Origin of the sequence: Demequina litorisediminis, from assembly GCF_030161615.1 — a bacterium.
Classification (GTDB): Bacteria; Actinomycetota; Actinomycetes; order Actinomycetales; family Demequinaceae; genus Demequina; species Demequina litorisediminis.
Genome location: NZ_BSUN01000001.1, coordinates 1,206,248 through 1,230,595 on the forward strand (window position 1 = coordinate 1,206,248; position 24,348 = coordinate 1,230,595).

Consider the following 24,348-nt stretch of genomic DNA (forward strand, 5'->3'; position numbering starts at 1 on the left):
GCTGTCCGTGGTGGCGCTGCTGCTCGCCATCGTCGCGCTCACCTTGACGGTGACGATCGCCAGGCATCTGGGTCGACGTGACCCGCTCGCGGTGCCCCGATTCTGGCGGCGCACCCTGCGGATCACGCCCGCGGTGCCCGGCCCGGCAGGCGGCGCGCTCACCGGCGACGCCGAGCGCCGCGCGCAGGTGGCGTTCGTGGTCAACCCGACCAAGGACGGCACTGCCGAGTTGCGTGAGCGTGCCATGCGGGCGTGCGCCATCCGCTACCTGCCCGAGCCGATGTGGCTCCACACCACCGAGGCCGATCCCGGCACCGGGCAGGCGCGCGACGCCATCGAGGCGGGGGCCGATGTGGTGGTCGCCGTGGGCGGAGACGGCACCGTGCGTGCGGTGGCCGAGGCGCTCGCGGGCGAAGACGTCGCGATGGGCATCATTCCGCTCGGCACCGGCAATCTCTTCGCACGCAACCTCGATCTCCCGCTCACGGACATGGGTGCGCTGCTGCGCACAGTCCTGGAGGGCGCCGAGGCGCGCGTAGACGTGGGCTGGCTCGACGTGGAGCGCGCGTTCCCCGGGCACGGAGACGACGGCTCGCACCTCTTCCTGGTGATGGCTGGTGCAGGCATCGACGCGGAGATGGTCGCCGGGGCGGACCCCGTGCTGAAGAAGCGCCTGGGGTGGCTGGCGTACTTCTTTGCCGCCGTGGAGCACCTGGGCGACAAGCGCATCAAGGCCACCGTGGCGGTCGACGACGGTGAGGGAGTCGAGACCGAGATGCGAACCGTGCTCCTCGCGAACGCGGGCAAGGCTGCCCGGCGGGCTCCAGGCTCATCCCAGACGCGTCGGTGTCCGACGGCGAACTCGACATCGCCACGCTCGATGCGCGCGGCGGGCTCGTGGGCTGGACCGAACTGTTCGGCTCGGTGGTGGCCCAGGGCGCCGGCATCAAGCAGACGGAACTGCTGCGCACGTGGCGCACCTCGCGCATCGACCATCGTCGCGGCCGGTCGGTGACCATCGAGATGGAGAACCCCCAGCGGGTCCAGGTCGACGGCGAGTCCCTGGGTCGCGCACAGCGCATCCACGGCCGCATCCAGCCCGGAGCGCTCCTGATCCGCGTACCGGTCGGCACCCACCCCTAATCCGTCAAATGGATCCATTTGGTGCGTCTAAGGCCCCAAATGAGACAAAATCCACCGCGAGGGATCGCAGCCACCGGCAGTTATCCACAACTTGACCGGTCGTCCGGCCACCGCATCGGCCATGCGCCTACCGTGGCGAGCCATGACCCGACGTCGCTCCGCACCCGCCGTCGGCGCCCTCAGCGCGGCCCTCCATCATTCGGGACGCCCGTGGCCCCGCGCCGAGGCTCGAGGCGCAATGGAGCCGCCGCACCCTGAATGAGGCCATCCGACTCGGGTTCGCAATTCGCCTCGCGCCCGGCATTTACACCCACCGCGAGCACGCCACGGATCTGGGTCAACGCCTCGAAGCGGTGGCGCAATGGATGGCGCCACACGGTCTCATCACTGGCCGCGCCGCCCTTCACCTGTGGGGCTGGACCGAGGCCAACGCGACCCGGGTCGACGTAGCGCTCCCCCGCGACGTGCGACTCGCGCGACCGCATTACGTCGACGTCCTCCGCACAGACCAGGTTTGGATGGTCGATGCCGTCGCCAGCATCCCCGTCACCTCACCTGAGGACTCGCTCGTCGTGGCATGGCGCACCGCCGCCCCGTCGCGCCGGCGCGGTCTCATGCTCGATGCTCTCCGTGACGCACCCGTGGATCGTGGGCGGCTACGAAGTCGAATCGACGCACACGGCAGACTGCCTCATCGAGGCTCAGATGCTGGACCTGCTCGCGCTCAGTGGCAGCGGTGCGACCACGGTGCTCGAGCACATCGCTGCGACGGAGGTCTTCGTGGGGCAGGAGTGGCGCGAGTGGGAGCGGCAGGGCGAGGTGCGGGTGGCGAACGGTGTCACCTTGCATCCCGACATGCTCCATCGAGGAGCACGAGTAGCAATCGAACTCGATGGCGCGCGCTATCACTCGGATGATGCACAACGGCGGCGTGATCTCCAGCGCGACGCACTTCTGGTGGCGGCCGGGTACGCGGTGATCCGGTTCACGTGGGAGGACATCACGCGCCGCCCGGCGTGGTGCCGCGACCGCGCACTGGCGGCGGTCGCTTCACGCACCGAGAATCTCTAGCGTCCCTGCGGTGCGTTTTGTCTCATCTAGCGGCTTAGGCGCACCAAATGGATCCATTTGACGGTTAGAGGAGTGACTGGACCCAGGAGTGGGCTCGGGTGAAGGCCTCGTCGGTGTTGTCGACCTCGACGGGGGTCACCGCGCGGTCTGCGGCAGGGTACGAGCCGAGGAACCGCACCACCGGGCACGTGCGCTTGAGGCCCACGAGCGCCTCCGCGACCCTCGCCTCCGCCACGTGTCCCAGGGCGTCGATGGAGAACGAGTACTCGCCGGGACGGTCGCCGATGGGCCGCGATTCGATGCGCGACAGGTTGACGCCGCGCACCGCGAACTGCTCAAGCATGCGCAGGAGCGCGCCTGCGTCATCGCCAGGCAGGTGCACCACGAGGGTGGTCTTATCCGCACCGGTCGGCTCGCCTGCCGGCTGGGGACGCCCCACCTTGACGAACCGCGTGGCGGCATTGGTGTTGTCGGCGACCCGGTCGGCGAGCACGGTCAGGCCGAGCGCGGCGCCCGTGCCTGGCGGGGCCAGCGCGGCTTCGAATCCGAGCGATGCGGCCGGGCGCGAGGCATCGGCCAGCGTGACTGCGGCCGCGGCGTTGGAGGTGGCGCTCACGAACTCGGCGCGAGGAAGGGTGGCATTCGCCCAGCGCCGCACCTGCGCCCAGGCGTGGGAGTGCGCGCTCACCGCAGTGATGTCGGCGAGCCTCGGTGCCCTCACGCACCAGCAGGCTCAAAGGCGATGGGCAGCACCGTCTCACCGAGGATGATGAGAGGCTCGCCGCTGGCGAGGGTGTCGAGCGTCGCGGTGACGCCTCCCTCGACCGTGTTCTCGATGGCGGCGACCGCGTAGTCAACCTCTCCCGAGCGGACCGCGCCGAGTGCGGTGAGCACGTCGACACAGGGCACATACTCGGCCTCGTCCGGCGAGACGAGCGTGCGCAGCGCGGCCTCGGTGAAGGTGCCGGCCGGTCCCAGATAGGCGTAGCGGGGCGGCTCGGTCACTCGTCCTCCTCCGGTTCGCCACGGCCCGGAATGCGGGAGCCGATGGCGGCTTGTGTCGATGACAACGCGCCACGCATGCGGCGCGCGCTGATCGCCATCACCACATCACGGTAGCGGGACACGCGGGCACGGCCGGTGCCGAGCGAGCCGGAGCGCGGCACGTCGCCGAGGTCGCACTGCACCTCGGTGACCGTCAGGCCCGCGTGGAGCACGTCGAGCGTCATCGCGACCTCAAGCCCCGCTCCACGGGCCAGCGGCATGGCCGCCTCGAGCGCGTCACGGGTGAGGCAGCGCACGGGCCCGAGAGGCTCCTCTGGCGTCCATCCAGACGCCTTCTCGACGGCGACTCGAGCGATCTTGGTGCTGGGGCCCTCGACGCGCGCGCGGCCATCGGCCCTCGCCACCACCAGGTCGGCCACGTGTTCGGTGACGGCCGCCACCAGCGGAGCGGCGCCGACGGCGTAGTGGCCGACGATGCCGGGCAGCAGCAGGATGGCGCGCGGCTCCCGCCCCGGCTCATCGCGCATCGCGATGACCGATGCGCCCGTCTCGACCGATGCGGTGCGGCCGCGCGGGTGGGAATGCCTGACCACCACCGCGCCTGCCTTGCGGGCAAGTTCCTGAGTGTTGTCCGTGGAGCCGTCGTCCACCACGAGCACCAGGTCGACGCCGGGGATCGCGAGGGCGGCACGGACGGTGGCCGCGATGCGGCGCGCGCAGTCGTGCGCGACGATCAGCGCGGCGGCGACGTGCAGGTCATCCTCGGGGACGGTGGCGCGGCGCGCTCGCGTGATGCGCGGCCGCACGTGACGCACGGTCGGTTCGTGGGACGCGCCCTGGCGACGGGCCGATGCACCTGTCGCCTTCCGGGCACGCGTAGGCGTGCCGTCGGTGCCGTCTTCGGCCGACGGCGACGGGGACGACGCACGCGCTGGAACCACGACTCCAAGCCTAGTGCGCCCACCAGGTGCCTTGGTGAACTCTTGAGGAGATTGTGAGGAATCCCTAACTCAACTCTCAGGGACCTTCGCCGTTGCCGCAGGGGCGGTTGCGGTGGAAGAGTAAGACCCATGCATGAGCGCGCAGGAACTCCCGCCCAGCCCCAGGACCTCATCGACGTCGACGCCCTCCTCGGCGCCTACTACGACCTCGTCCCCGATCCCGCGAACCCGGAGCAGCAGGTGGTCTTCGGCACGTCCGGCCACCGCGGCAGGCTCTCTCGATACGGCGTTCAACGAGGCCCACATCGTGGCGACCACCGCCGCGATCGTCGAGTACCGCAAGGCGCAGGGCACCGATGGCCCGCTCTTCCTCGGCATCGATACGCACGCGCTCTCGGGCCCTGCCGCGGAGACCGCGATCGAGGTGCTGGCCGCCGCCGAGGTGGACGTGCGCGTCGACGCCCGCGGCAAGTTCACGCCCACCCCGTCGGTGAGCCGCGCGATCCTCGTTGCCAACGGCGCAGCGAGCCCTCAGGGTCTGCGCACCTCGGGCCCGGGCCTCGCCGACGGCATCGTGGTGACCCCGTCGCACAACCCCCGCGTGACGGCGGCTTCAAGTACAACCCTCCGCACGGTGGCCCCGCCGACTCGGACGCGACAGGCTGGATCGCTCGCCGCGCGAACGAGATCATGGCCGGCGGCGGCTGGAAGCACGTCAAGCGCATCCCCTACGAGCGCGCACGCAAGGCCGCGAACGTGTCCGGCTACGACTTCATGGCTGCCTACGTGGCGGAGCCTGCCCGCGGTCATCAACCTTGATGCGATCCGTGATGGCGGCGTGCGCATCGGCGCCGACCCGCTCGGCGGCGCCGCCGTCGACTACTGGGGCGCCATCGGCGAGGAGCACCGGCTCGACCTCACCGTGGTCAACCCGAACGTGGACCCCACGTGGCGCTTCATGACGCTCGACTGGGACGGCAAGATCCGCATGGACTGCAGTTCGCCGTCGGCCATGGCGAGCCTGCGTCACCTGATGGAGGGCGGCGACGCTCCGTACGACATCGCCACGGGTAACGACGCTGACTCCGACCGCCACGGCATCGTCACCCGCGACGGCGGCCTCATGAACCCCAACCACTACCTCGCGGCCGCGATCTCGTACCTGTACGGCGGCGCGCGTCCGCAGTGGCCCGGCGCGGCACGCATCGGCAAGACGCTCGTGTCCTCGAGCCTCATCGACCGCGTGGGACGCAAGCTCGGCCGCCCGGTCGAGGAGGTCCCGGTCGGGTTCAAGTGGTTCGTCCCGGGGCTGCTGAGCGGGGAGGTGGGCTTTGGCGGCGAGGAGTCCGCGGGAGCCTCGTTCCTGACCCGCGAGGGCAAGGTGTGGACCACCGACAAGGATGGCCTGCTGCTGTGCCTGCTGGCGTCGGAGATCACGGGCGCCACCGGCACCACCCCGTCGCAGATCCACGCGGGCCTCACCTCCGAGCCTCGGCGAGAGCCTGGTACGCCCGCGTCGACGCCGCCGCCACCAAGGCGGAGAAGGCGACGCTCGCGAAGCTCTCCCCGAGCAGGTGCGCGCCACGGAACTCGCTGGCCAGGAGATCACGGCCAAGGCTCACGAAGGCGCCGGGCAACGGTGCCGCCATCGGCGGCCTGAAGGTCACGACGGCCGATGCCTGGTTTGCCGCCCGCCCGTCCGGCACCGAGGACGTCTACAAGATCTACGCCGAGTCGTTTGTCTCGGAGGACCACCTCGCCGAGGTCCAGGAGGCGGCGAAGGCGCTAGTTTCGGAGGCTCTCGACGAGTAGCGGCCGATGCGCGGGGTCGCCGCGCGCGCGAGGAGGCCCCTACCCGGTCACCCGGGTGGGGGCCTCCTCGCATCTGGCGGGGTGCGGGAGCGTCAACGCCTGCGGCGGCTCACGATCGCGATGGCCACGCCCGCGCCCAGCAGGAGGACCGCGGCAATCACCAGTGGCCACCCGTCGAAGCCGGTCACGGGCAGTTGGCCGTCGTCGCCGTCGGTCTCGGTATCCGGCAGAGCGCCGTCATCGGCATCAAACAGGTTGTAGGCCGTCACCGTCACGGTCTGATCTGCGCCGATGGTGACGGCCGCCTGGTCGTCGGAGTCGCCGGCGGGCGTGAGTCGCGTGGCATCCGCGCCTCCCGTGTCGGTTTCCGTCACGACGCAGTCCGAGCCGGCCGCGATGCCATCGAGTTGCGTCTCAAGCGGGGCATCGCCCCCCAGGGTGACGGTCGCGTCCCACGTGGTGACCGGGTCGCCGAGTCCGCGGTCCCAGGTACACAGGACGCTGAAGACAAAGGGGCCGCCACCGCGGGCGTCGGCGCCATCGCCGCCGACGTTCTTGACCAGCGCCAGCGAGCCCACCGCGAACGTGTTGGTGACGAGCACCGCGTTGGTGACGCCTCCGGTGAGCGCGATCTCGGCCGCCGTCCCCTCGCCTGTCGTCGGACCCGCATCGGCCGTGGTGACCGTGACGGACGTCGACGAGGCGGCCCCGTCGACGATCTCCGTGACCGTGCATGTGGAGGTCGCGATGAGTCCATTGAGCGTGACGGTCTCGCCGTCGTCGAGCGTGACGATCATCGGCATCCCATCGATGAGCGGTGCGTACTCGTCCGCGTACACGTCACGCTCGTTCCCCGCCGAGTCAACGTAGACACAACTGACCGCAACGACATAGGGCCCGAGATCGAGCACGTTCCCGTCCGCGTCGACGACGGCCGGGTCGACTTTCTTCGTGATGGCGAGCGACGCGAACGGCTCGAAGTGGTTGGTAACGGTCACCGCTGCGGACGCGGCGGCGCCCGAGACGACCTCCACGGTGGCGGACGTATCTCCCGGCTCACCCGGCGTGAAGAGCACGTCGTCGGCACCCGCAGCGTCGGTCTCGGTCACGGTGCAATCCGAGGGCGCGAGGATGCCGGTGAGGGTCGTGGTGAGGGGGAGGCTTCCGCCTAGTGTCACGTCGGCCTCATAGGTGTCGACACCGAACGCGTCGGAGGCGCAGACCACGTGAAGGGTGAAGGGGCCGTCACCGCGTTCGTCGACGCCGTCTCCCGTCAACGCCTTCGTGAGCACCAGGTCACCGGTCGCGAACGCATTGATGAACGTCACATGGTTGGTGGTGCCCCCGAGGATGCCGCCAGGCGTCAGGACGATCTCGGTCGAGGTACCTGCAACTGGTCCCGTCGTGCCGGTCGCGTTCTCGGCCTCGACCGTCGTCGATTCGGCTCCGGCAGCATCGGTCTCGGTGACCGTACAGGTCGTGCCTGTCGGGAGGTCCTCCAGGACCCAGACGTCACCGTCTGAGAGTTCGGCCTCCATGGGGGTGTCCGCGTCGTATCCGGCCGCGTAGACAACGCGGTCGTAGACGGTGCCGGCCGCGCCGTCGGGGTCGTACACGCAAGTCACCGCGACTGGGAACGGCCCGACGTCGGGGATCCCTCCCGCACCATCGGTGAGCACCGTGTCGTCAACGATCTTGGTCACGTCGAGGTCGACGAGCGCCTCAAAGGTGTTCGTCGCGGTGACCGTGACGGCGTCGTCATCGGTGCCGGTCACCGTCACGACTGCGGTGGTGGGGTCGGCGCCATTGGCGGGCGAGAGCGCCCACTGATCGGCACCGCCACGCCCCTCGGCCGGTTCGGTGACGGTGCATTCGGAGCCGATGATGATCTCGTCGAGCGTCACAGGTGTGCCGGGCGTGACTTCCACGGGACCGTCGTAGGTCACCACATCGTCTTCGCCGTCACGCTCGTAGACGCAGACGACGTCGAGGACAAAGGTGTCGCCCTCGTGGGCGGCAGCGTCAGGGCCGTCGACTTCCTTGACGAGCGTGAGCTCGCCCGAGGCGTACTGATTCACCACCAGCACGTCGTTCGATGTCGCGGGCGGCGTTTCGCCCTGAGGGTCGTCGGGCGTCAGCACGAAGATGTCGGTGACCACCAGGCCGTCCTCGGGATCGCCCGTACGCGTGCCGTCAGGGGTCCCGGTGCCTTCGCCGTCGGTGTCCCACGCGACCCCGACCCGATCCGCGTCCGCGGGGTCGAGCTCTCCGGCGATGCACTCGGTGCCTGCTGGCAGTCCTTCGAGCACTACCGAATCCTCATGACGCATATCGGGCACCGCCATGATGCTCATCAGGGGAGCGCCCACGACCGCGTAGTCGTCCGTGTTCGTCGCGAAGACCACCTCGCCTTGGTAACGGCAGAGGGCACCAAGGGTGAAGGGACCCGCGGCGCTCGGGTCTGCCGAGGAGCCGGTCCCGTCACCGATGACCTCCTTCGTCAGACGGAGCGAGGCAACGGGGTAATCATTCCTGATGGAGATCTCGACCGGCTCATCGACAGTCCCGTCCGGGATGCTCACCGTCTCGGGGCTCACGGAAGACGTCCACTGGCCGAAGTCACCTTCCTCGAGCGTGCACTCGGCGCCATAGGGCAGGTTGTCGATCTGCACGGGGGCGTCGCCCGGAGCGACCGTGTAGGTCTCGTTGAAGACCTCTTCGCCGAGCGACGTGCACACCACCGTGACGTCGAACTCGTCGGGAGCGTAGGACGAGGCCGCACCCGAGACCTCCTTCGAGAACTCCAGGCCGCCGGTGACGAGCGCGACTCCTGCCACATTGCCTTCCGTCGCGAGGATGGTGGCGCCGGTCTCGGTGGTGCCCGAGGTCGCGACCGTGTTCCAGGCGATGGGGTCCGCCGATGCGGTCGCGGGGTCGGTGAGCGACGGCGCGGTCGCGGGCGTCGTCGATTCCACGTCGAGCACGACGATCTCGCCAGGTTCGATCGGATTGTCGTCGGGCATCGACGCGATGTACATGATGCCGTTCAGCGCCGCGGGGTCACCGGAGTAGTCATCCACGGGCACCCACGCGCCGTCACAGTCACCCGTGTGCGAGATCACCTCGGTACAGGGCTCCGCATCGGTGGTGACGAAGACGTCGATCACCACTCCACTGGGGCCCTCACCACCGGCGTACGAGTCCACCAGCACCGGCTTCCACAGCGAGCCGCGGCTCACCGCTGGGTTAAGCGCCGTGCCATCGCCGACGTCGGGGATGCGGTCCACGGCAATGAGTTCGGTCAGACCCACGTTGCCCGTATTGCGCAGCACGAGTCGCCAGGTCTCGAGGTCGCCGGGAGCGGTGCGCGGCACGCAGGGGCTGGTCCAGAAACCCTCGGAGTAGCCAGGACCGTTGACCGTACAGGTGGCCGCAGGGTTCGAGGCGTTGAACGCACCAAAGGTGTAGTCGGGGCTATCGACGCCACCCGCACGCACGAACTTGCCTGACCGTATGGCGCCACCCTCTGCCACCGAGTTGGTCGCGTCGCCTGAGCATGCGTCAAGAACCTCTGCGGCGTCCGGATCGAATGGGCCTTCGCCGCAGTAATCGAACGGTCGATCACCGGTGACGGACGCCGTGTTGGTGAAGAACTCGGAGGGGTCGTAGCCCGCTCGGACGTACATCTGCACCGTCACGGTGTATGTCTCGCCGACGCCGAGCGCCGTCCCGTCAGGGAACGCGAAGGAGATGGTCTCCGCACCCTCAAGCGACGGATCCGGGGTGACGGTGATCTGCGCCTCGTCCTCTGGCAGCGAGGTCCAGCCGGCGGGCAGAGGGTCCCCGCCCGACGAGTCGAGGGTGAATCCGTACGGGCTGCCGCCGGTCAGATACGGGGTGGTGTCGATCTCAAGAATCGGGCCGTCGGCGTCGACCGGCAGGGTGTCAGTGAAGACGGGGTTGTAGATCGGCGTATCCCCCGTGTTGGTGAATGACAGGGAGAAGGTCGTGGGCGCACCAAGGCTCAGCGGCTCGCCACCGTCCGGCGTCTTCACGACCTCCGCCGCCGTCACGGAATGCTCGTACGTCACGGTCGCGTCCGCGTCTTCCGAGACGTTGTTGATGCCGTCGAGGATGGATCCGTCGTCACCGAGGAGCGCACGAATCGCACCCTGGGCCGTGTTCTCCGTGACTCCCGCGTTGTCCTCGCCGGGAGCGGCCTGATTTCCCGCCAGATTGGTCGGCACCGGCTCCCCTGCGGGGGTCAGTAGGGTTTCGCGCCGCTGCACGATGATCGGGATCTCCTGCACCGGATTCCAGGGGTCCTCCCAGGCGGCAAACGACTGGAAGGTGAAGATCAGGCCGATGACACTGGCAGGGTCGTCGGGGCCCACAGCGGGATCGGTCCCGGTCACCTCGGAGACGTCCGAAACGATGCCCGATCCCGTGAGGTCACCCGAATAGTCCGCGGCATTGCTGTCATCGACAGTGCGCACGCACCCTCCGGCAATGTCCCCATCCATCGCTCCCGACAGCGCGGGCCCGGTGCACCACTGCATCGTCATCCGGTCGATCGGCGGAGCCAGAGCGAACGACTCGTCGATCCCGACGAATTCGTACGCATTCCAGAAGGTGGGGTCGAGATCACTGATCTGCATGAGGACGGGCCGAGCGCCTCCCGTGGGTGTGACGGTGAGGTTCATCAGGAATTGGTCCCGCGCCCCGTCGACGGTTTCGAGTTGTGAATAGTCATCGCTCTCGTTGGCGCCGTCGAGATCGGAGAACGTCTTGTCGATCTCGACGCTGATGTCGTAACCCACGAGGCTCGACCTCGGCGGAGGCCTCTTGCGAGGGTGGCGTCGGGTCCACCGCGGGGTTGCGCGCCGCGTCATCCACGGTGCCGGTGGAGGAGTTTTGTACCGGAACACGGAGTTCCTCAGGGTCTCCGACGAACTCGCCGTGCTCCACGAGGTAGGCCTCGTCGATCACCTCGCCTCGGAAGCGGTCAGTCTGGCGCAGTTGAAGGCTGACCCGGATGCCGCCGGTGGCATTGGGGACGATGCCAGCGGTGGTCGGGTCGCCCGCGCCGCCCAGGGCCTCGCCATCACGCCCGTGGAAGACAAGAGTGAATCCGACGACGTCTGCCATCTGCGCCTGCGTCCACGCCGTGGGGTCTCCGTCGGCGTCGGAAGAGAGGGCCGCGGCCCCGGCCTCGTCGTAGAGCGTCAGCGTGTACCCGTCTGCACCCGTGGGCAGGGCGATGCTGTCGATCGACTCGATGTCGAAGACATCGGACATCACCACGGTGTCGACCGTGGGTCGGCTCAGCGTGGCGCGGTCGACGATGGTGAGGCTCGTCGGCGTAGACGATGGACGAGTTGTTCGTGACGCGCAGGTCGATCGCAGTGTGCGGATAGTTAACTGGCAGCGTCCCGGCAGGCGGGATACCGACCGGAGACCCGTCCCAGGTCTTGGTCGTCGCCACGTCGAGGTCGATGTCCTCGATGACGATGTTGGTGTTGTCCCCGACCGTCTGGGAACCTACGTCGAACTGCGATGTTGCGGACGCGGCGTTGTTGACGACGCCCGCCCCGTCGCCGTTGTAGACGTCGAGTCCGTCGACCGCCTCAAGATCGGGCAGCGCGCTGCGGCGCCAGTCACGTACCTGGTACGTGAGGTCAAGGGTGCGCCCGGACTCCTCGTCGGAGCGTGCGACGCCCGAGCCAGCCGGGGGAACGGGATCCTCACCCACCGGGGCAACGCCGCCCCGCGAGCCGGGGTCGCCTTCGATGTAGACGACCTGCACTCCCACGGTGGTGGCGCGCTGCTCGGCGGTGAGGGTAATCGCGGGCATCGAGCCCACACAGGTTCCATCGATCGTCCCGTCCAAGGTGCCACACGGCCCGATGGCGGTCCACGTGTTGCCGTCAGAGATCAGCACCGCGTCGATCGCGTCGTACTGCATCATCGGATCCGTCGACCCGTCAATGGGCCCGATCTGCACCAGGTCGAAGGTGTCGTAGAGCGAGTCCGCGAGCGCCGTCGCATCCCCGGGCGGTGTGCCGGACTCGTCCTGGAGGGTGAGCGCACGAACGTTCGACACCCCGCCTGTCGACCATGCCAGTCGCGCCGTCGTGGTCTGGTGCGAGCGTGCGGGAATCGACGGATCCTCCGAACCGTCGGGGTTCACGAAGGTCTTCTCCATCGTGGGCCCATCGCCGTCGTCTTCCGGTTCGAGCACGTCGACGTCTGCGCAGGCGGGGTCCGCGTTGCCGGAAGCCACGGCGCCGGATTCGGCCGATGCCGTGGTGCAGTTCGTGAACACGGCCGCCTCGCCGGCTTCCCACGCCGCGGTGTCTGCGCCGTCAGGGTCAAACTCCATGACGATGTTCGGCTGGAACGTCGTACCAGGTGGGAAACCGTCGCCTGCACCGTCGTAGTCGTAGACAAACTGAAGGCCCTGGATGTCCTCGGGGGACACCCCCGCACTTGCGAGGTCGTACGTCAGGGGCGAGTCACCATTGTCGAACGGCCCGGCGAGGTACACCCACGCCGTGCCATCCCAGTACTGGAGCGTCAGCGTCGTGTCCGGGGGATGTTGACGTCGACGATCTGGGTGGGGTGGAAGGCATCCCAGAAGGGGTCGGGTGGGTTGACGGGGTCGGTGATCACGATCTGGTCAGCGGGCACCGTCGAGTACGGGTCATCCGTGTTGCCGTCGATCGGTTGACCCGCGGTTCCGCCGGAGAGTTGCATCACAATCCACTCGCCGGGGAAGCCCTCGATGGTGCTGGGCGCGATCGACTTCGTGGTGAGGGCATCGAGGTGCTCGTCATACGTGTAGAGCGAGTCATCAGCCTCGGCGCTGTCGGTGACTCCTTCGGGCGTCGTGCCTGTCACCGTCACGTCGTTGACGATCTGTGACTGCTGGGCCGGGTCATCGGGATCTGTGCCGATGATCACCGGGATCGTCGCGGGATCGCCACCGGCGGCGATGCCGCTCGCGTCGTCATCCGTGAATGTGACGGTGAAACTAAGGACGGTGGAGCCGTCATCGGGCAGTACCGGGATGGCGCCGTCGGCGAAGTCGACGGGGCCGAAGGTTCCTGCGCTCGTCGTGTACGTGATCGACGCGGAGTCCGCGCCTGCCGGGTAACCGATACCGGAGTCAAAGCCCTCAAAGGTCATCGCCTCATCGAACTGGCCTGTGCCGGGCTCGGTCACCGTCAGTGAGGCCACATCCAGGTCGCCTTGCACGCCCGCGGTGATGGTCGCGGTCGAGGTGTCACCATGGACCACCCAGTCGTCCCCGAACTCCTTGTCCGCGGTCACGGTCGGGATGTTGGGGGTGATCGAGTAGTCGTCGTTGGCCGTGACCGTCTCGGTCTCTCCGTCGCGACCCACCTCGGAGGACACGGTGTTATCGACCACCACGACGTCGGTGAGCCTCGCCGGGGTCGCGTTGAGTCAGCCCCACCTGAATCTGCGCGCCCTCGCCGTCCTCGATGAGTGCCCCGTCGTCGTCGAGGAAGGACACTTGAAGTCCCACCACTTCATCGAGGTCCACACCCGACAGGTCGACGACGTATGGCAGAGACACGTCCGCAAGGTCGGCGACGGAGATCTCCTCCAAACCGCCGCCGGTGTCGACAGAGATCACGACCTGATCGGCTCCAGCAGGCACCGAGGTGATGGTCAGCGAGTCAAGCGCGAGGTAGGCGAATGTGGTGCTGCCGGAACCGGGTGCAGGCTCGGAGACGGCAAGTGATTCCACTCCGGTCCCGGACTGGTTCGACGCATCGATGGTGACAAGTGTGGGTTCCCCATCGGCCGCGACCGCCTCATCGGGGTCAAAGGTCTTCGACACCTCGGTGTCGAGTTCAAGGGGCACGTCAATCTGCACCGTGTGGTCGTCACTGACGGTCGCGGTGTCCGGATTGTCTGCCGAGAACTCCGCAGTGTTCACAATGTCGTCGGCGTTGTAGTCGTAGTTGACGTCCTCGGGGACAACCACGGGAACCGTGATGGTCGCTGTGGTACCGCCGAGCATTCCACTCCCGGGGTCGGTCGGGTCGAGGAACGTGGTCACGAAGTCCACCGAGAACGAGTTCCCGTCGGTAGACACCGTCGCGGTGTTGCCATCCGAGACGACCGCCGGATTTCCCGCAGGCTCGAGTGGAGCGGGGATCGTGTCCGTGACGCTTGCGTTGTAGCACCCCGAGTTCGGTACGAGGTACGAGCATTGGATGGTGATGACGTAGTTGAACGGCTCGCCTGGCACCAGCGGGAGGTCGTCGCCGGAGGGCCCGCTCTTCTCGATCGACAACGTGGCGGGCTGCACTGCCGCGCTCGCCGTGGTTCCCAGTGCGACAATCCCCGTCGACGCGAGCAATGCCACCAAGACCGCCGTCAGCGCCTTGCCTGGTTGCCACCGAAACACTGAACGCATCAGCCCCCACCCACTTCGCCATTAGTGCACCTTCGCACTTCCCGCCCAATGGTGCGGATTCTACGCCACCGTCGAGCGCGAAACCTTGGAGCCTCTATGCCGCGCCGTGCCTGGTATTCCTCAGCGTGACACACATGTCGACCCCCTCGCCACGTGACGTGCGGCGCCTAGGATATCGACATGCCCCGCCAGCCCCGCCGCGACGCCGTCGCGAACCGTGAGCGCCTCATCGACGCGGCCTTCGAACTGCTCGCCGAACGCGATGCCGACCTCACGGTGAGGGAGGCTCGCGCTCGCCACGGGCCACGGCATCGGCACGGCGTACCGCCATTTCCCCACGCACGATGACCTCATCAGAGCGCTCTACGACCGGGCGGTGGCACGCATGGGCCAGAGCATCGCGAGCGTCCCCGAGGGTGGCAGCGCCTGGGACAGGATCGCTGGGCTCTTGGAGTCGATCACCTTCACCTTTGCGGACTTCCCCGCACTGCGCACGGTCATGCGTCGCATGTACGACGTCGACCCCGATTACCGTCCCGCGGGCGCGCTAACGGGAGCGGTGGAGCACCTCATCGCGGCCGCGGTCGCCGAGGGCTCCATGCGGCCCGGTATCCGCGGTGGCGACCTCACGCTGACCGCATTCGCCCTCTCGGGTGTGGTGGGAAGGCCCACCGAGCCGGAACGCGAGATGTTGCGCCGCCAACTGAGCCTTGTTCTCGAGGGCATGCGGGCCGAGAACGCCGGGCGCCCCGTGCCCGATGCCGCCATGAATGACGTGGAGTTCCACGTCTTCGTGCATCGTTCGAAGGCGCCCACTCGCCTCGATAGCGACGCCCGCGGCACCTAGCCCTAGACCGCCGCAGGGTCCTGTGGGAACCTTGCCGCCATGAGGACTGCCGCCCGTTCCCTTGCTGTCGCGCTCGTGAGCGCCCTGGTGCTCTCGGGATGCATCCGAGTCGACATGAACATCACCCTCAATGAGGACGACACCGTCAGCGGTGACATGGTGATGGCCGTGCAGGAGGGTGCGGGTGAGCCTGCTGGGCGTGAGCGACGACGACCTCATCGAGCAGATGTTCGGCGATGTCGAGACCAGCTTCCCCGGCGGCACCATCACGGACTACGCGGAGGATGACTTCATCGGCAAGTCCGTCACGTTCGAGGACCAGCCGTTCAGCGACCTCGACTTCGACACCGACGAACTCTCGATCACGCGTGAGGGCGACGAGTATGTGGTGGAAGGCGCCCTGTCCGCAGGCGAGGAGGCAGCGGGCCTTGGCGAGTTGCCCGAGGACGCGAGCATGACCCTCACGCTGACGTTCCCCGGCGAGGTCACGGACACCAACGGCACCGTTGACGACTCCGGCCGCACGGTGACCTGGGACCTCATCTCGGGCCCCGAGACCATCGAGGCTCGCGGTGGCGCCACCGCGGGCGGCTCGTTCCCGCTGTGGATTGTGCTCGTCGTGGGCCTCGCACTCGGCGTGGGCGCTGGCGTGGTCCTCGTGCTCGTGACCCGTCGTAAGAACAGCCTCGCTCAGGGCGACGCACCCGCTGGTGCCCCGGCGGCAGAGTCCGCGCCAGGCACCTCCCCCGCGGCCGATGCCCCGGCACCCTTCGCTCCCGACGCACCACTACCGACGCCTCAGGCAGACGACGTAGCGGCGCCCGAAGGCGACGCACCGGTCGCCGAGGCTCCCGTCGCCGACGCCGCTCGCGCGGCCGACGCACCTGTCGCCGACGCACCCGTCGACGACGCGACCTCCGCCGAGGGCGAGGATCGCCCCGAGTCACGGTGACTTACGCGCGGCGCTCGGCCGCCCTGGCGGTCGCCGTCGCGGCGGCGACGCTCCTGACGAGTTGCGTGCGCGCCACGGTCGACACGACCATCGGCGAGGACGACACCTTCAGCCAGCACACCGTGGCCGCCTACTCGGACTCGGTAGCAAGTCAAATCACTGACTATCTTGGCGCCGACGTGGACTCCCTCATCTCGGGGATCGAGTCCAACGACGAGTTCGTGGCCTTCCAGGCCGCTCACCCCGGGCAGGTCGAGATCGCCGACTACGACGACGGCGAGCCTCGCGGGCGTCGAACTGACCCTCACCGACATCCCTCTCGACGAGTTCGCTGCGGCGTCCACCCAGGCCCTGGCCAGCATCGACGCGAGCGCAAGCCTCACCCGTGAGGACGACCAGTACATCCTCACGGTGACGCGCTCGGCAGACGCCGACCTCTCGTCGCTCGCCATGGGTGGCGTCAACCTCGAACTCGCGGAGGCGGCCGTGGACGTGGGTGCGACCTTCACCTTCCCCGGCCTGGTGACGGAGGCCTCCGCGGGCGACATCGACGGTCACACGGTGACCCTGGGGCTCGCGGACCTCGCGACCACGCCCGAGATCCGCATCGTGGCGGACGCGGCGCCAGCCATCGACTGGGGTCCCATCCTCCTCGTGGGCGGCATCGCTCTCTCGCTCATCGCGATCGTGGGCGGCGCCGCGTGGCTCATCGTGGACGACCGACGGCGCGCTCGTCGCACGTCACTGCCGGCTCCCACGACCACCGCGGCGCCGTCCGGACCAGGCATGCTCGGAGACGCCGACCCCGAGCGGTGAGAACATGGGGTGTGCTCGCCCCCTATCGTTCGATCCTCTCGCGGCCCGGCGCCGCGGCCTTTGCCTTCTCAGGGCTGCTGTCTCGCGTCCCCATGTCGATGTTCAACATCTCGTTCATCCTCATGGTGCAGATCGAGTACGACAGTACGAGATGGCGGGCAGGGTCGCCGCGATCGGCATCCTGTGTTGGGCGCTGCAGACCGTTCCCACCAGCCGGCTCGCGGATCGCATCGGCCAACGCGCCGCCATGATTCCGTTGGCGTCGCTCCACGTCGTCGGCGCGGCCGTCGGTGTGTGGGCCGCGGTGAACGGCGAGCCCGAGTGGGTGCTGTGGGTGGCTGTCATCCTCGCCTCGTTCCAGGGCCCGCTCGGCTCGCTGACTCGCGCACGCTGGTCGCACATGCTGCGTTCCGATGAGGACATCCACACCGCCTTCGCACTGGAGGGGGCGCTCGACGAGGTGTTGTTCATCGCGGGCCCGGCGCTCGCCACCATCCTCGCGACCACCGTGTGGCCGGGGGCGGGCATCGTGGTCTCGACCACCGCCATGATCCTTGGCCTCACCGTGTTGCTGTCCCTGCGCGCCACCGAGCCGCCGCCGCGCAAGGGCTCCGGCACCTCGAGCCTCGGGCTCAAGGTGCCGCCCTCGATCATCGCCGTCACGTTTGTCGCACTCGGCATCGGCACCATGTTCGGGGCGCTCGACATCTCCTTCGTCGCTTTCGCGGAGGAGGCGGGCCACAAGGGCTGGTCTGGCCTCGTGCTCGGCGTCGTCGCCTTCGGATCATTCACGGGCGGCCTGCTGTACGGCACCAGGCACTGGCGCACGCCGCTGTGGAAGCGCCTCATCATCGGCTGTGCGCTCCTCACCGGCGGCATGATCGTCCTCGCGTTCTCCGTCAACCTCGTGATGCTCGCGGGCGTCGGGTTCTTCGCTGGCGTCGCCATCGCACCCACGCTGACCAACTGCGACACCGTGGTGCAGCGAGTCGTGTCGCGTAGCCACATCACCGAGGGCATGGGGTGGATCCGCATCGGCCAAGGCGTCGGTGTCGCCTTTGGCGCCTGGGCGGGCGGCTGGCTCGTGGACCACCTCGACGCCCAGGCCGGCCTCGCGCTGGCCGCCGGTGCCGCCATCGCAATGCTGGGCCTGGCCCTCATCACCGCGCCGGTCATCCGCAAGGGAACCGAGCGGGCCGATGCGGCCCAGGAGGACGACGCACCCCCTCGTCTCTCCACGGAGCCGACGACTGGATCGACGCCCCGCCCGTGCCGCCGAACGCCTAGCCTCGGCACGGGCGCCACGGCCCCGGCCGGGAGGTGTGAACGGCTTCACACGGCGTTTTTCCCGGGCCGGGACTTTGTGCCCAATGCCAGGGCCGATGCGGGCCATAGTCTCGTATCAGTCGTCAGGTGACACCGCAGTCACTGAACACAATGTGGCTCAGGCGACCATCCGGGGACTAGGTCGCCTGAGCCCACTTCTTCCGGCGATCGGCGCCTCCCGCCCCTCCCCCGAGGCGCCGATCCCGGATCACCTTCCTCCCCGCCCCACGTACCCTCAAGTCATGAGCGTGTACGTCACCAACGCGGTCCTCACCATGGTCGCCACCGCGCTGCTGATCCCTCTCGCGATGCTCCCCATCCTCGGTCACACGGTGCGCTACTACGGGCGCCTGCGTGGATGGCCGATGATCGCGGCCCTCGGGTTGCTGGCGTCAGCGACGGCGCTCGCGGCCTTCACCATCTTCCCGTTGCCAGATGACCTCGAGGCGTGGTGCGCCGCCGATGTCCAGTGGCAGGCTCGATCCGGGCGCGAGCATCGGCCAGATTGGCGACATCTACGGAGCCGGAGGCCTGCGCGCGCTCGCTGGTTCGTTCACGTTCTGGCAGTTCGCCGCGAACATCGCCCTGTTCATGCCGTTCGGCTTCTTCCTGCATCAGGCGAGCCGCTGGCCGGGCATTGCCGTGGTCGCGGTCGGCGCCTCGGCCTCGATGCTGATCGAACTGTCGCAGGGCACGGGGTTCTTTGGGGTGTTCCCGTGCCCGTATCGGATCTTCGACGTCGACGACCTCATCGCCAACACCGCCGGCGTGGTGTTCGGCCTGGTCGCCTCGTACATCGCGATCGGACTCCTGCCGTTCACACGGCCCCCGCGCCTTCCCGATCTTGCGCCTCCCGGCCGCATCCGGCGTGCGGTGGCCGTGATGGCCGACCTCGGCATCGGCCTCGCGGCGGTGACTGCGATCCAGGGTGTGGGGGTGGTATTCGAGGCGCTGTCCGATGGCCATACGACGCCGCAGCCTGCCGACCTCACGCCCACCCTCAACACGTGGGTGGGGGCCGCGGTCGCCCTCGTGCTCGGCGTGGTGGTGCCGCTGGTGCGCGCGGACCGTGCGACGCTCGGCCAGGCCGTCATGAACATCGCGCCCGTGCGCACGGCCCAGCACACGACCGCGCCTGCGCCGTGGGCCGTGGGGGTCCGCGCTGTGATCAGGTTCGTGCCCTGGATCCTCTCGCCCACCCTGCTGGGGCCGGTGGCGGCGATGATCGAACTCGCGTGCACGTTCCTCACCCGCGAACGCCAGTCCGTGGCCGGGCTCGCCTCGCTGACCCGCACCCGCTCGGTGCCGTCCATCCGTGCCGATCGGGCGCGCGGAGACGCTCCCACCGTGGTGATGGAGCCGCTGACGTAGGCGGTAGCCTCGCGCCATGACCGCGCGCATCGCCATCGTCACCACCGTCGACCTCGCCGTCCCCGATGCCGACGAGGAACTGCTTCTCCCGCACCTGCCCGAGGCGGAGTTGGTCGCCTGGGACAACCCCGAGGTCGACTGGGCGTCGTACGAGGTCGCCATCCTGCGGTCCACCTGGAACTACACCGAGCGCCTGCCCGAGTTCCTTGAATGGGCGAGCCGCATCTCCGGAGTCACCCGGTTGGTGAATCCCCTCGAGACCGTGGTGTGGAACACCGACAAGCGCTACCTCGACGACCTCGCCGCACGCGGTCTTCCCGTGGTCCCCACCACCTTCGTCGAGCCGGGAGAAACGGCCGATGCCGCCCTGCTCACCGGCTCGGTGGTGGTCAAGCCGTCCGTGGGCGCGGGTTCCGCAGGGGCCGCGCTGTTCCACGACGACGAGGCGGCCGCGGCCGCCCACCTTGCCTCGCTGCACGCCGATGGCCGAGTCGCCATGATTCAGCCGTACCTGTCGCAGGTGGATGAAGTGGGCGAGACCGCCCTGATCTACCTGGGCGGGAAGTTCTCGCATGCTGCCCGCAAGGCCGCGATCCTGTCGCGCGGCATGAGCCTGGTCCACGGGGCTGTACGCGGACGAGAAGATCGCGCCGTGTGACGCGACGGAGGCGGAGCGGGCGCTCGCGGACCGCGTGGTCGCCACCCTCCCCGAGGGTCTCGCGTACGCCAGGGTTGACCTGCTGCCCACCGACGACGGCCCCGTGGTGCTCGAGCTCGAGCCGACCGAGCCGAGCCTGTTCCTCGGGACCGAGCCGGACGCACCCGCCCGCGCGGCCCGCACATTCCGCGCGCTGCTGGGCTGACGTCCCGGCCGCCGCCGCTAGCGCTTCTGGGCCGGCTGTCCGGTGAACAGGTCCAGGAGGTACTCGGTGCCGCCGCAGTCGGCGACGATGCGGTCTCCCTCGAACGTTCCCTGACGCGGGCCGTCGAGGGGCTCACAGCCGGGGGTCGGCGCGTCAAAGGGCACCTCGACCGCGGAGTCATCGGCAAGGTTGTGGGTGATCCAGATCTCGTCCTCGACCTTGTCCGTGGTGGGGTCACGATAAGACCCGTGATAGACCACGCGCATCCCTTCGAGATCGATCCACGCCTCAAGCCCGTCGCCCGACCCAAACTGCTGGGAGGAGGCGCGCGCGATGCGCTCGTCAATCAGCGACGCGACGAAGGCGTCTCCGTCCCACCAGAACACTCCCGTGGAGTAGCCGCCCTCGTCGTAGGCGCCCCAGAGTTCGAGGCCGTCGGGCTGCTCGCCGATGACCTCGACGTTGCCCACGCCTCCGTCGACCTTGTTCGCGGCGGGCACCGCACCGTTGTCCCAGTTCTCGATGGCCTCGCCCGTCGGCATCACGAGTTGCGTGACCTGGGCAAGCCCCGGGCGCCCGCCACGGCGCATCCACGCCGTATCGGTCTGCGCATCCCAGTCGACCACCGTCATCCGGTAGTCGTTGCGCAACTCGTCGGTGACGAGGAACAGGCTCGCCGGTGGGCGCCACCAGCACGAGCGATTGGCGCTCGGCAAGCGACTGCTCGCCGTCGCCTTCGCCCTCACGGATCACCGTGAGCCTTCCATGAGTCGTCGTTGACTTCCCACACCCAGTCGGCGATCTCGTGCATGGCCGGACGCTCGGAGTCCTCGCGGTCGTCCTCGACCATCGGCGTGAGCTCGTATTCAGTCCCCTGCAGCCACTCGGGGCGCGCATCACCTTGCTCGCCGTCGCCGTCGGCACTGGCGGAGGATTCGACGCCGGGCGTCGCATCGGGCAAGAAGCCGTACTGGCCCAGAAGCCAGTAGGCGCCGTAGGCGGCACCCGCGAGGATCACCACCGTCAGGATCGCTCCTACAGGAACTCTGCCCGCGTCATCTCCCCACCGCATGCCAGGCAGACTATGCCGACCCATCCACGCCTTCGGGGCGGCGCACCGTGCCCCGCGTGGGCTGTCGGCAACTCCACACGCACTTGCGCGGCGCGCCCCGGTCCGATTGAGTGGCCCCTATGTCCGACCCCGCCGCCGACACCGCGCTGCCCGACCCGCTCACCACCCTCACGCTCGCACAGGCTGCGCGAGCGCACCAGCGCGAAGTGGCGTCGCTACGACGCCGACGTGCTGCCCCTGTGGGTGGCGGAGATGGATGTGGAGCCTCGCCGCACCGATCAAGGAGGCCTTGGAGCGCGCCGTCGCCACGGGAGACCTGGGGTACGCGTCCGGCACCGCCTACACGGAGGCCCTGGCTGGCTTCGCCTCGCGACGCTGGGGCTGGGACGTCTCTCCCGGCCAGATGACGACGGTGGCCGATGTCATCACCGGCTACACCGACATCCTGTGCCTGCTGACGGAGCCGGGCGAACAGATTGTGGTCAACCCGCCCGTCTATCCGCCGTTCTACTCGTACCTGAAGGCGGCGGGACGCCGTATCGCGGAGGCACCGCTGACCGAGGACCTTCGTTTGGACCTCGGCACTCTTGAGGAGGCGTTCGCGTCCGCCACCGCAGGCGGCCACTCCGCCGCCTACCTGCTGTGCAACCCGCACAACCCCGGCGGTACGGCGCACACCCGCGAGGAGCCTGGAGCAGGTCGCCGCGCTTGCCGAGCGTTACGGCGTCCGGGTGGTGGCCGACGAGATTCATGCGCCGCTGTTCTACGCGGGCGAGACCTTTGTGCCGTACCTGTCCGTGGCGGGCGGCGAGCGGGGATTCTCCGTCATGGCGGCGTCCAAGGCATGGAATCTTGCAGGCATCCCCGCCGCGATCGTCATCGGCGGCACCAAGGCCCAGGATGACCTCGCCCGGTACGGCAACTCGGCCCACCACGGCCCCACGCACTTCGGCACCCTCGCGCAGACGGCGGCCTACGAGCACGGCGAGCCGTGGCTCGATGCCCTGCTGCCGAGCCTTGACCGCAACCGCCACCTCCTGGCGACGCTCGTCGAGGAGCACCTGCCCGGTGCGGTGTACCGCCTTCCCGCCGCGACCTACCTCACGTGGATCGACTGCCGGGGCCTCGAACTCGACGTCGACCCCTCGGCGTACTTCCTGGAGCACGCGCGCGTAGCCCTCAACTCGGGGCCCACGTTCGGCACGGGCGGCGCGGGGCATGTGCGCGTCAACATCGCCACGCATCCCGACATCCTCACCGAAGCCGTGCGCCGCATGGGCGCGTCGACTCATCGAGGCTGAGCGGCGCGGTCAGTCCGTCGGGGCGCCAGGCGCGTTCCACACCAGCGTGTAGCGCCACAGCAGTTTCTTCGAGAACTCGCTGCCCGGCATCAACCGTGCCGAGGTGTCGCGCACGTCGACATACGTCTGCGGAGTGGGCCAGACGCAGGGTGACCCGTGGTCCCAGTAGCCCTTGAAGAGCCTTGTGAGCCTTGTCGACCACCGAGGCGGCCATCTCCCTGGGCACGTCCACAAGTCCCGCTTTGGCGAGCCCCACCACGAGGACCACGCCGCCGGGAGCGACCAGGCTCCTTCAGCCGCGAGAGGCCCTCGGTGAGGTCCATGTGGTGCAGGGACGCCACGGCCAGGACCACGTCGTAGGGTCCGGCGGGAAGAGCGTCCGTGAGGGCATCGCCCTCCAGATAGGTGATCGAGTCCTCACCCTGCGCGCGTGCCCTGCGGATCGAGTCGGCGTGCTCGTCGATGGCGGTGACGGCCAGGCCGCGTTCGGCGAGGCGCCTCGCCATGAACCCCTCGCCACATCCCACGTCGACGGCGGTGCGGGCACCCTCGGGGATGGCCGCGAGGACCGCCTCGCCGTAGTAGATGTTGTAGTTGAAGCGCTTGGCGTCCGGCCTGTCGTCATCGCTCATGGCCCTATGGTGACAGGCTCCGGCAGGCCGATGCGTCAGGGCGTGCGAGAATGCGCCGGTGAGCATGGGGACGGGCATGAGGCTGGCGCGCGCCTTCGTGGCGGCGTCCGTCGCCACCGGCGTCGCGCTGGGTTCCCACGTGGCCGGCGGCGGGTCGGCGCCCGGCCCTGCCGGGGTGGCGGTGCCGCTGGCGCTGTCATTCGCGGTGTGCGTCCAACTCGCCGGACGCGCCGCCTCCGGGTGGCGCATTGCGCTCGGAGTTGCGGTCAGCCAGGCGTTGTTCCACGTCCTGTTTGTCATGGGCGGCGGCACGGTGACCATGGACGCGGGCGCGCACGCGCATCACCTCGCGGCGGGCAGCCTCACGGTGGCCGATGCCTCCCACGCCGCGCACGGCGGCGCCCCCATGACGCTCGCCCACGTGGTCGCGGCCATCGTGACGACGGCCGCGCTGTGGCGCCTGGACGCCGCGCTCGCTAGCGCGGGCCGCGCCATTGGGCATCTGCTGTCCCGTCTCGCAACCCCCATCTCCCTCACGGCCCCTCACGCCCCGCGCCGCGCGGCGTCGCCGGCGTCTCCCGCGGGCGACCCCTTGCCACTCGTGTTGGCGAGCGGGCTCGGCCTGCGCGGCCCTCCACTCAGGTGACCTGACCGCCGGCTGCTGCCGGCCGCATCGGCCCGCCGTCATGGCCCGCCGATCCTTCACCGTTTCCCCGGGGCGGTACGCCCCTGCCTGACTGGAGCACC

At 68.9% G+C, this 24,348-nt stretch carries 25 protein-coding genes and 3 pseudogenes; 17 read left to right on the forward strand and 11 right to left on the reverse strand.

Features of this window, described 5'->3' with window-relative positions:
• Positions 1-244: 244 nt before the first annotated feature.
• From QQK48_RS07440 to QQK48_RS07450, 3 genes and pseudogenes are all read left to right on the forward strand, one after another.
• Positions 245-487: pseudogene (locus QQK48_RS07440) on the forward strand (diacylglycerol/lipid kinase family protein); the annotation flags it as partial.
• 359 nt (positions 488-846) lie between these two features.
• Positions 847-1,143, forward strand: a complete 297-nt coding sequence (locus QQK48_RS07445) for a diacylglycerol kinase family protein (RefSeq protein WP_284328011.1) — start codon at positions 847-849, stop codon at positions 1,141-1,143.
• Positions 1,144-1,773: 630 nt separating this feature from the next.
• On the forward strand, positions 1,774-2,214 hold the full coding sequence (locus tag QQK48_RS07450; RefSeq protein ID WP_284328012.1) for an endonuclease domain-containing protein: 441 nt from the start codon (positions 1,774-1,776) through the stop codon (positions 2,212-2,214).
• A 64-nt stretch (positions 2,215-2,278) separates the two neighbouring features.
• Here the strand turns inward: QQK48_RS07450 and QQK48_RS07455 are convergent, their stop codons facing one another.
• The 3 genes from QQK48_RS07455 to QQK48_RS07460 are packed head-to-tail and all read right to left on the reverse strand — an operon-like array spanning position 2,279 to position 4,034.
• Complete coding sequence (locus QQK48_RS07455) at positions 2,279-2,902, reverse strand: prephenate dehydratase (protein WP_348523522.1); 624 nt, start codon at positions 2,900-2,902, stop codon at positions 2,279-2,281.
• Positions 2,903-2,931: 29 nt separating this feature from the next.
• Positions 2,932-3,219: a prephenate dehydratase domain-containing protein gene (locus QQK48_RS19530; protein WP_348523523.1), complete on the reverse strand. Its 288-nt coding sequence runs from the start codon at positions 3,217-3,219 to the stop codon at positions 2,932-2,934.
• Positions 3,216-4,034: a glycosyltransferase gene (locus QQK48_RS07460; protein WP_284328013.1), complete on the reverse strand. Its 819-nt coding sequence runs from the start codon at positions 4,032-4,034 to the stop codon at positions 3,216-3,218. The genes QQK48_RS19530 and QQK48_RS07460 overlap by 4 nt, the downstream gene beginning before the upstream one ends.
• A gap of 255 nt (positions 4,035-4,289) precedes the next feature.
• On the opposite strand from QQK48_RS07460, the pseudogene pgm reads away from it, so the two are divergent.
• Positions 4,290-5,972 (forward strand): annotated as a pseudogene (gene pgm, locus QQK48_RS07465) (phosphoglucomutase (alpha-D-glucose-1,6-bisphosphate-dependent)).
• A 92-nt stretch (positions 5,973-6,064) separates the two neighbouring features.
• Here pgm and QQK48_RS07470 read toward each other — a convergent pair.
• Genes QQK48_RS07470 through QQK48_RS07490 form a run of 5 tightly spaced genes read right to left on the reverse strand, consistent with a single transcriptional unit; the run spans position 6,065 to position 14,421 of the window.
• Positions 6,065-10,792 (reverse strand): DUF5979 domain-containing protein, encoded by a 4,728-nt coding sequence (locus QQK48_RS07470; RefSeq protein ID WP_284328014.1) that lies wholly within the window; start codon positions 10,790-10,792, stop codon positions 6,065-6,067.
• Positions 10,722-11,120, reverse strand: coding sequence for a hypothetical protein (locus tag QQK48_RS07475; RefSeq protein ID WP_284328015.1), 399 nt, complete (start codon positions 11,118-11,120; stop codon positions 10,722-10,724). The genes QQK48_RS07470 and QQK48_RS07475 overlap by 71 nt, the downstream gene beginning before the upstream one ends.
• Positions 11,077-12,519, reverse strand: coding sequence for a hypothetical protein (locus QQK48_RS07480; RefSeq protein WP_284328016.1), 1,443 nt, complete (start codon positions 12,517-12,519; stop codon positions 11,077-11,079). Before QQK48_RS07480 ends, QQK48_RS07475 begins: the two co-directional genes overlap by 44 nt.
• A gap of 29 nt (positions 12,520-12,548) precedes the next feature.
• Positions 12,549-13,406, reverse strand: a complete 858-nt coding sequence (locus QQK48_RS07485; protein WP_284328018.1) for a hypothetical protein — start codon at positions 13,404-13,406, stop codon at positions 12,549-12,551.
• Complete coding sequence (locus QQK48_RS07490) at positions 13,393-14,421, reverse strand: isopeptide-forming domain-containing fimbrial protein (RefSeq protein WP_284328019.1); 1,029 nt, start codon at positions 14,419-14,421, stop codon at positions 13,393-13,395. The genes QQK48_RS07485 and QQK48_RS07490 overlap by 14 nt, the downstream gene beginning before the upstream one ends.
• A gap of 180 nt (positions 14,422-14,601) precedes the next feature.
• Here QQK48_RS07490 and QQK48_RS07495 point away from each other — a divergent pair, with 180 nt between their 5' ends.
• The 10 genes from QQK48_RS07495 (at position 14,602) to QQK48_RS07540 (ending at position 20,596) form a co-directional block, all read left to right on the forward strand.
• Positions 14,602-14,769 carry a hypothetical protein gene (locus tag QQK48_RS07495; protein ID WP_284328020.1) on the forward strand — a complete coding sequence of 56 codons (168 nt, stop codon included), beginning with the start codon at positions 14,602-14,604 and terminating at the stop codon, positions 14,767-14,769.
• Positions 14,770-14,797: 28 nt separating this feature from the next.
• Positions 14,798-15,268 carry a hypothetical protein gene (locus QQK48_RS07500; RefSeq protein ID WP_284328021.1) on the forward strand — a complete coding sequence of 157 codons (471 nt, stop codon included), beginning with the start codon at positions 14,798-14,800 and terminating at the stop codon, positions 15,266-15,268.
• A 39-nt stretch (positions 15,269-15,307) separates the two neighbouring features.
• Positions 15,308-15,556, forward strand: coding sequence for an LppM family (lipo)protein (locus tag QQK48_RS07505; protein ID WP_284328022.1), 249 nt, complete (start codon positions 15,308-15,310; stop codon positions 15,554-15,556).
• Positions 15,468-16,220 (forward strand): LppM family (lipo)protein, encoded by a 753-nt coding sequence (locus QQK48_RS07510; RefSeq protein WP_284328023.1) that lies wholly within the window; start codon positions 15,468-15,470, stop codon positions 16,218-16,220. Before QQK48_RS07505 ends, QQK48_RS07510 begins: the two co-directional genes overlap by 89 nt.
• Positions 16,217-16,609 (forward strand): hypothetical protein, encoded by a 393-nt coding sequence (locus QQK48_RS07515; RefSeq protein WP_284328024.1) that lies wholly within the window; start codon positions 16,217-16,219, stop codon positions 16,607-16,609. Before QQK48_RS07510 ends, QQK48_RS07515 begins: the two co-directional genes overlap by 4 nt.
• Complete coding sequence (locus QQK48_RS07520; RefSeq protein ID WP_431308407.1) at positions 16,533-17,036, forward strand: LppM family (lipo)protein; 504 nt, start codon at positions 16,533-16,535, stop codon at positions 17,034-17,036. Before QQK48_RS07515 ends, QQK48_RS07520 begins: the two co-directional genes overlap by 77 nt.
• Positions 17,037-17,187: 151 nt before the next feature.
• On the forward strand, positions 17,188-18,453 hold the full coding sequence (locus tag QQK48_RS07525; RefSeq protein ID WP_284328027.1) for an MFS transporter: 1,266 nt from the start codon (positions 17,188-17,190) through the stop codon (positions 18,451-18,453).
• Between the two features lie 344 nt (positions 18,454-18,797).
• Positions 18,798-19,733: a VanZ family protein gene (locus tag QQK48_RS07530; RefSeq protein ID WP_284328028.1), complete on the forward strand. Its 936-nt coding sequence runs from the start codon at positions 18,798-18,800 to the stop codon at positions 19,731-19,733.
• A 16-nt stretch (positions 19,734-19,749) separates the two neighbouring features.
• A complete protein-coding gene (locus QQK48_RS07535) occupies positions 19,750-20,391 on the forward strand; it encodes an ATP-grasp domain-containing protein (protein WP_284328029.1) in 642 nt (213 codons plus the stop codon).
• 34 nt (positions 20,392-20,425) lie between these two features.
• A complete protein-coding gene (locus QQK48_RS07540; protein ID WP_284328030.1) occupies positions 20,426-20,596 on the forward strand; it encodes a hypothetical protein in 171 nt (56 codons plus the stop codon).
• A 17-nt stretch (positions 20,597-20,613) separates the two neighbouring features.
• Here QQK48_RS07540 and QQK48_RS07545 read toward each other — a convergent pair whose 3' ends face one another.
• Together QQK48_RS07545 and QQK48_RS07550 are read right to left on the reverse strand one after the other, a co-directional pair.
• Positions 20,614-21,312: a hypothetical protein gene (locus tag QQK48_RS07545; RefSeq protein ID WP_284328031.1), complete on the reverse strand. Its 699-nt coding sequence runs from the start codon at positions 21,310-21,312 to the stop codon at positions 20,614-20,616.
• Between the two features lie 26 nt (positions 21,313-21,338).
• Entirely contained in the window at positions 21,339-21,692 is a 354-nt protein-coding gene (locus QQK48_RS07550; protein ID WP_284329465.1) for a hypothetical protein, read from the reverse strand.
• A 232-nt stretch (positions 21,693-21,924) separates the two neighbouring features.
• Between QQK48_RS07550 and QQK48_RS19535 the strand changes: the two are divergent.
• A pseudogene (locus QQK48_RS19535) lies at positions 21,925-22,287 on the forward strand (aminotransferase class I/II-fold pyridoxal phosphate-dependent enzyme); the annotation flags it as partial.
• 115 nt (positions 22,288-22,402) lie between these two features.
• A complete protein-coding gene (locus QQK48_RS19540; protein ID WP_348523524.1) occupies positions 22,403-22,969 on the forward strand; it encodes a beta C-S lyase family protein in 567 nt (188 codons plus the stop codon).
• Between the two features lie 89 nt (positions 22,970-23,058).
• On the opposite strand, the gene QQK48_RS07560 is transcribed toward QQK48_RS19540, so the two are convergent.
• Positions 23,059-23,601 carry a class I SAM-dependent methyltransferase gene (locus QQK48_RS07560; protein WP_284328032.1) on the reverse strand — a complete coding sequence of 181 codons (543 nt, stop codon included), beginning with the start codon at positions 23,599-23,601 and terminating at the stop codon, positions 23,059-23,061.
• 76 nt (positions 23,602-23,677) lie between these two features.
• Here QQK48_RS07560 and QQK48_RS07565 point away from each other — a divergent pair, with 76 nt between their 5' ends.
• Entirely contained in the window at positions 23,678-24,247 is a 570-nt protein-coding gene (locus QQK48_RS07565) for a hypothetical protein (protein ID WP_284328033.1), read from the forward strand.
• The last annotated feature ends 101 nt before the right edge of the window (positions 24,248-24,348 follow it).

What these genes read in the sequence shown, in the direction of transcription:
- QQK48_RS07475 (WP_284328015.1), bottom strand. Translation starts at nt 11,120, where the DNA reads ATGGCAGACGTCGTCGGATTCACTCTTGTCTTCCACGGGCGTGATGGC.
- QQK48_RS07490 (WP_284328019.1), bottom strand. Translation starts at nt 14,421, where the DNA reads ATGCGTTCAGTGTTTCGGTGGCAACCAGGCAAGGCGCTGACGGCGGTC.
- QQK48_RS07495 (WP_284328020.1), top strand. Translation starts at nt 14,602, where the DNA reads ATGCCCCGCCAGCCCCGCCGCGACGCCGTCGCGAACCGTGAGCGCCTC.
- QQK48_RS07505 (WP_284328022.1), top strand. Translation starts at nt 15,308, where the DNA reads ATGAGGACTGCCGCCCGTTCCCTTGCTGTCGCGCTCGTGAGCGCCCTG.
- QQK48_RS07525 (WP_284328027.1), top strand. Translation starts at nt 17,188, where the DNA reads ATGGCGGGCAGGGTCGCCGCGATCGGCATCCTGTGTTGGGCGCTGCAG.
- QQK48_RS07530 (WP_284328028.1), top strand. Translation starts at nt 18,798, where the DNA reads ATGACCTCGAGGCGTGGTGCGCCGCCGATGTCCAGTGGCAGGCTCGAT.
- QQK48_RS07535 (WP_284328029.1), top strand. Translation starts at nt 19,750, where the DNA reads ATGACCGCGCGCATCGCCATCGTCACCACCGTCGACCTCGCCGTCCCC.
- QQK48_RS07550 (WP_284329465.1), bottom strand. Translation starts at nt 21,692, where the DNA reads ATGGGTCGGCATAGTCTGCCTGGCATGCGGTGGGGAGATGACGCGGGC.
- QQK48_RS07560 (WP_284328032.1), bottom strand. Translation starts at nt 23,601, where the DNA reads ATGAGCGATGACGACAGGCCGGACGCCAAGCGCTTCAACTACAACATC.
- QQK48_RS07565 (WP_284328033.1), top strand. Translation starts at nt 23,678, where the DNA reads ATGAGGCTGGCGCGCGCCTTCGTGGCGGCGTCCGTCGCCACCGGCGTC.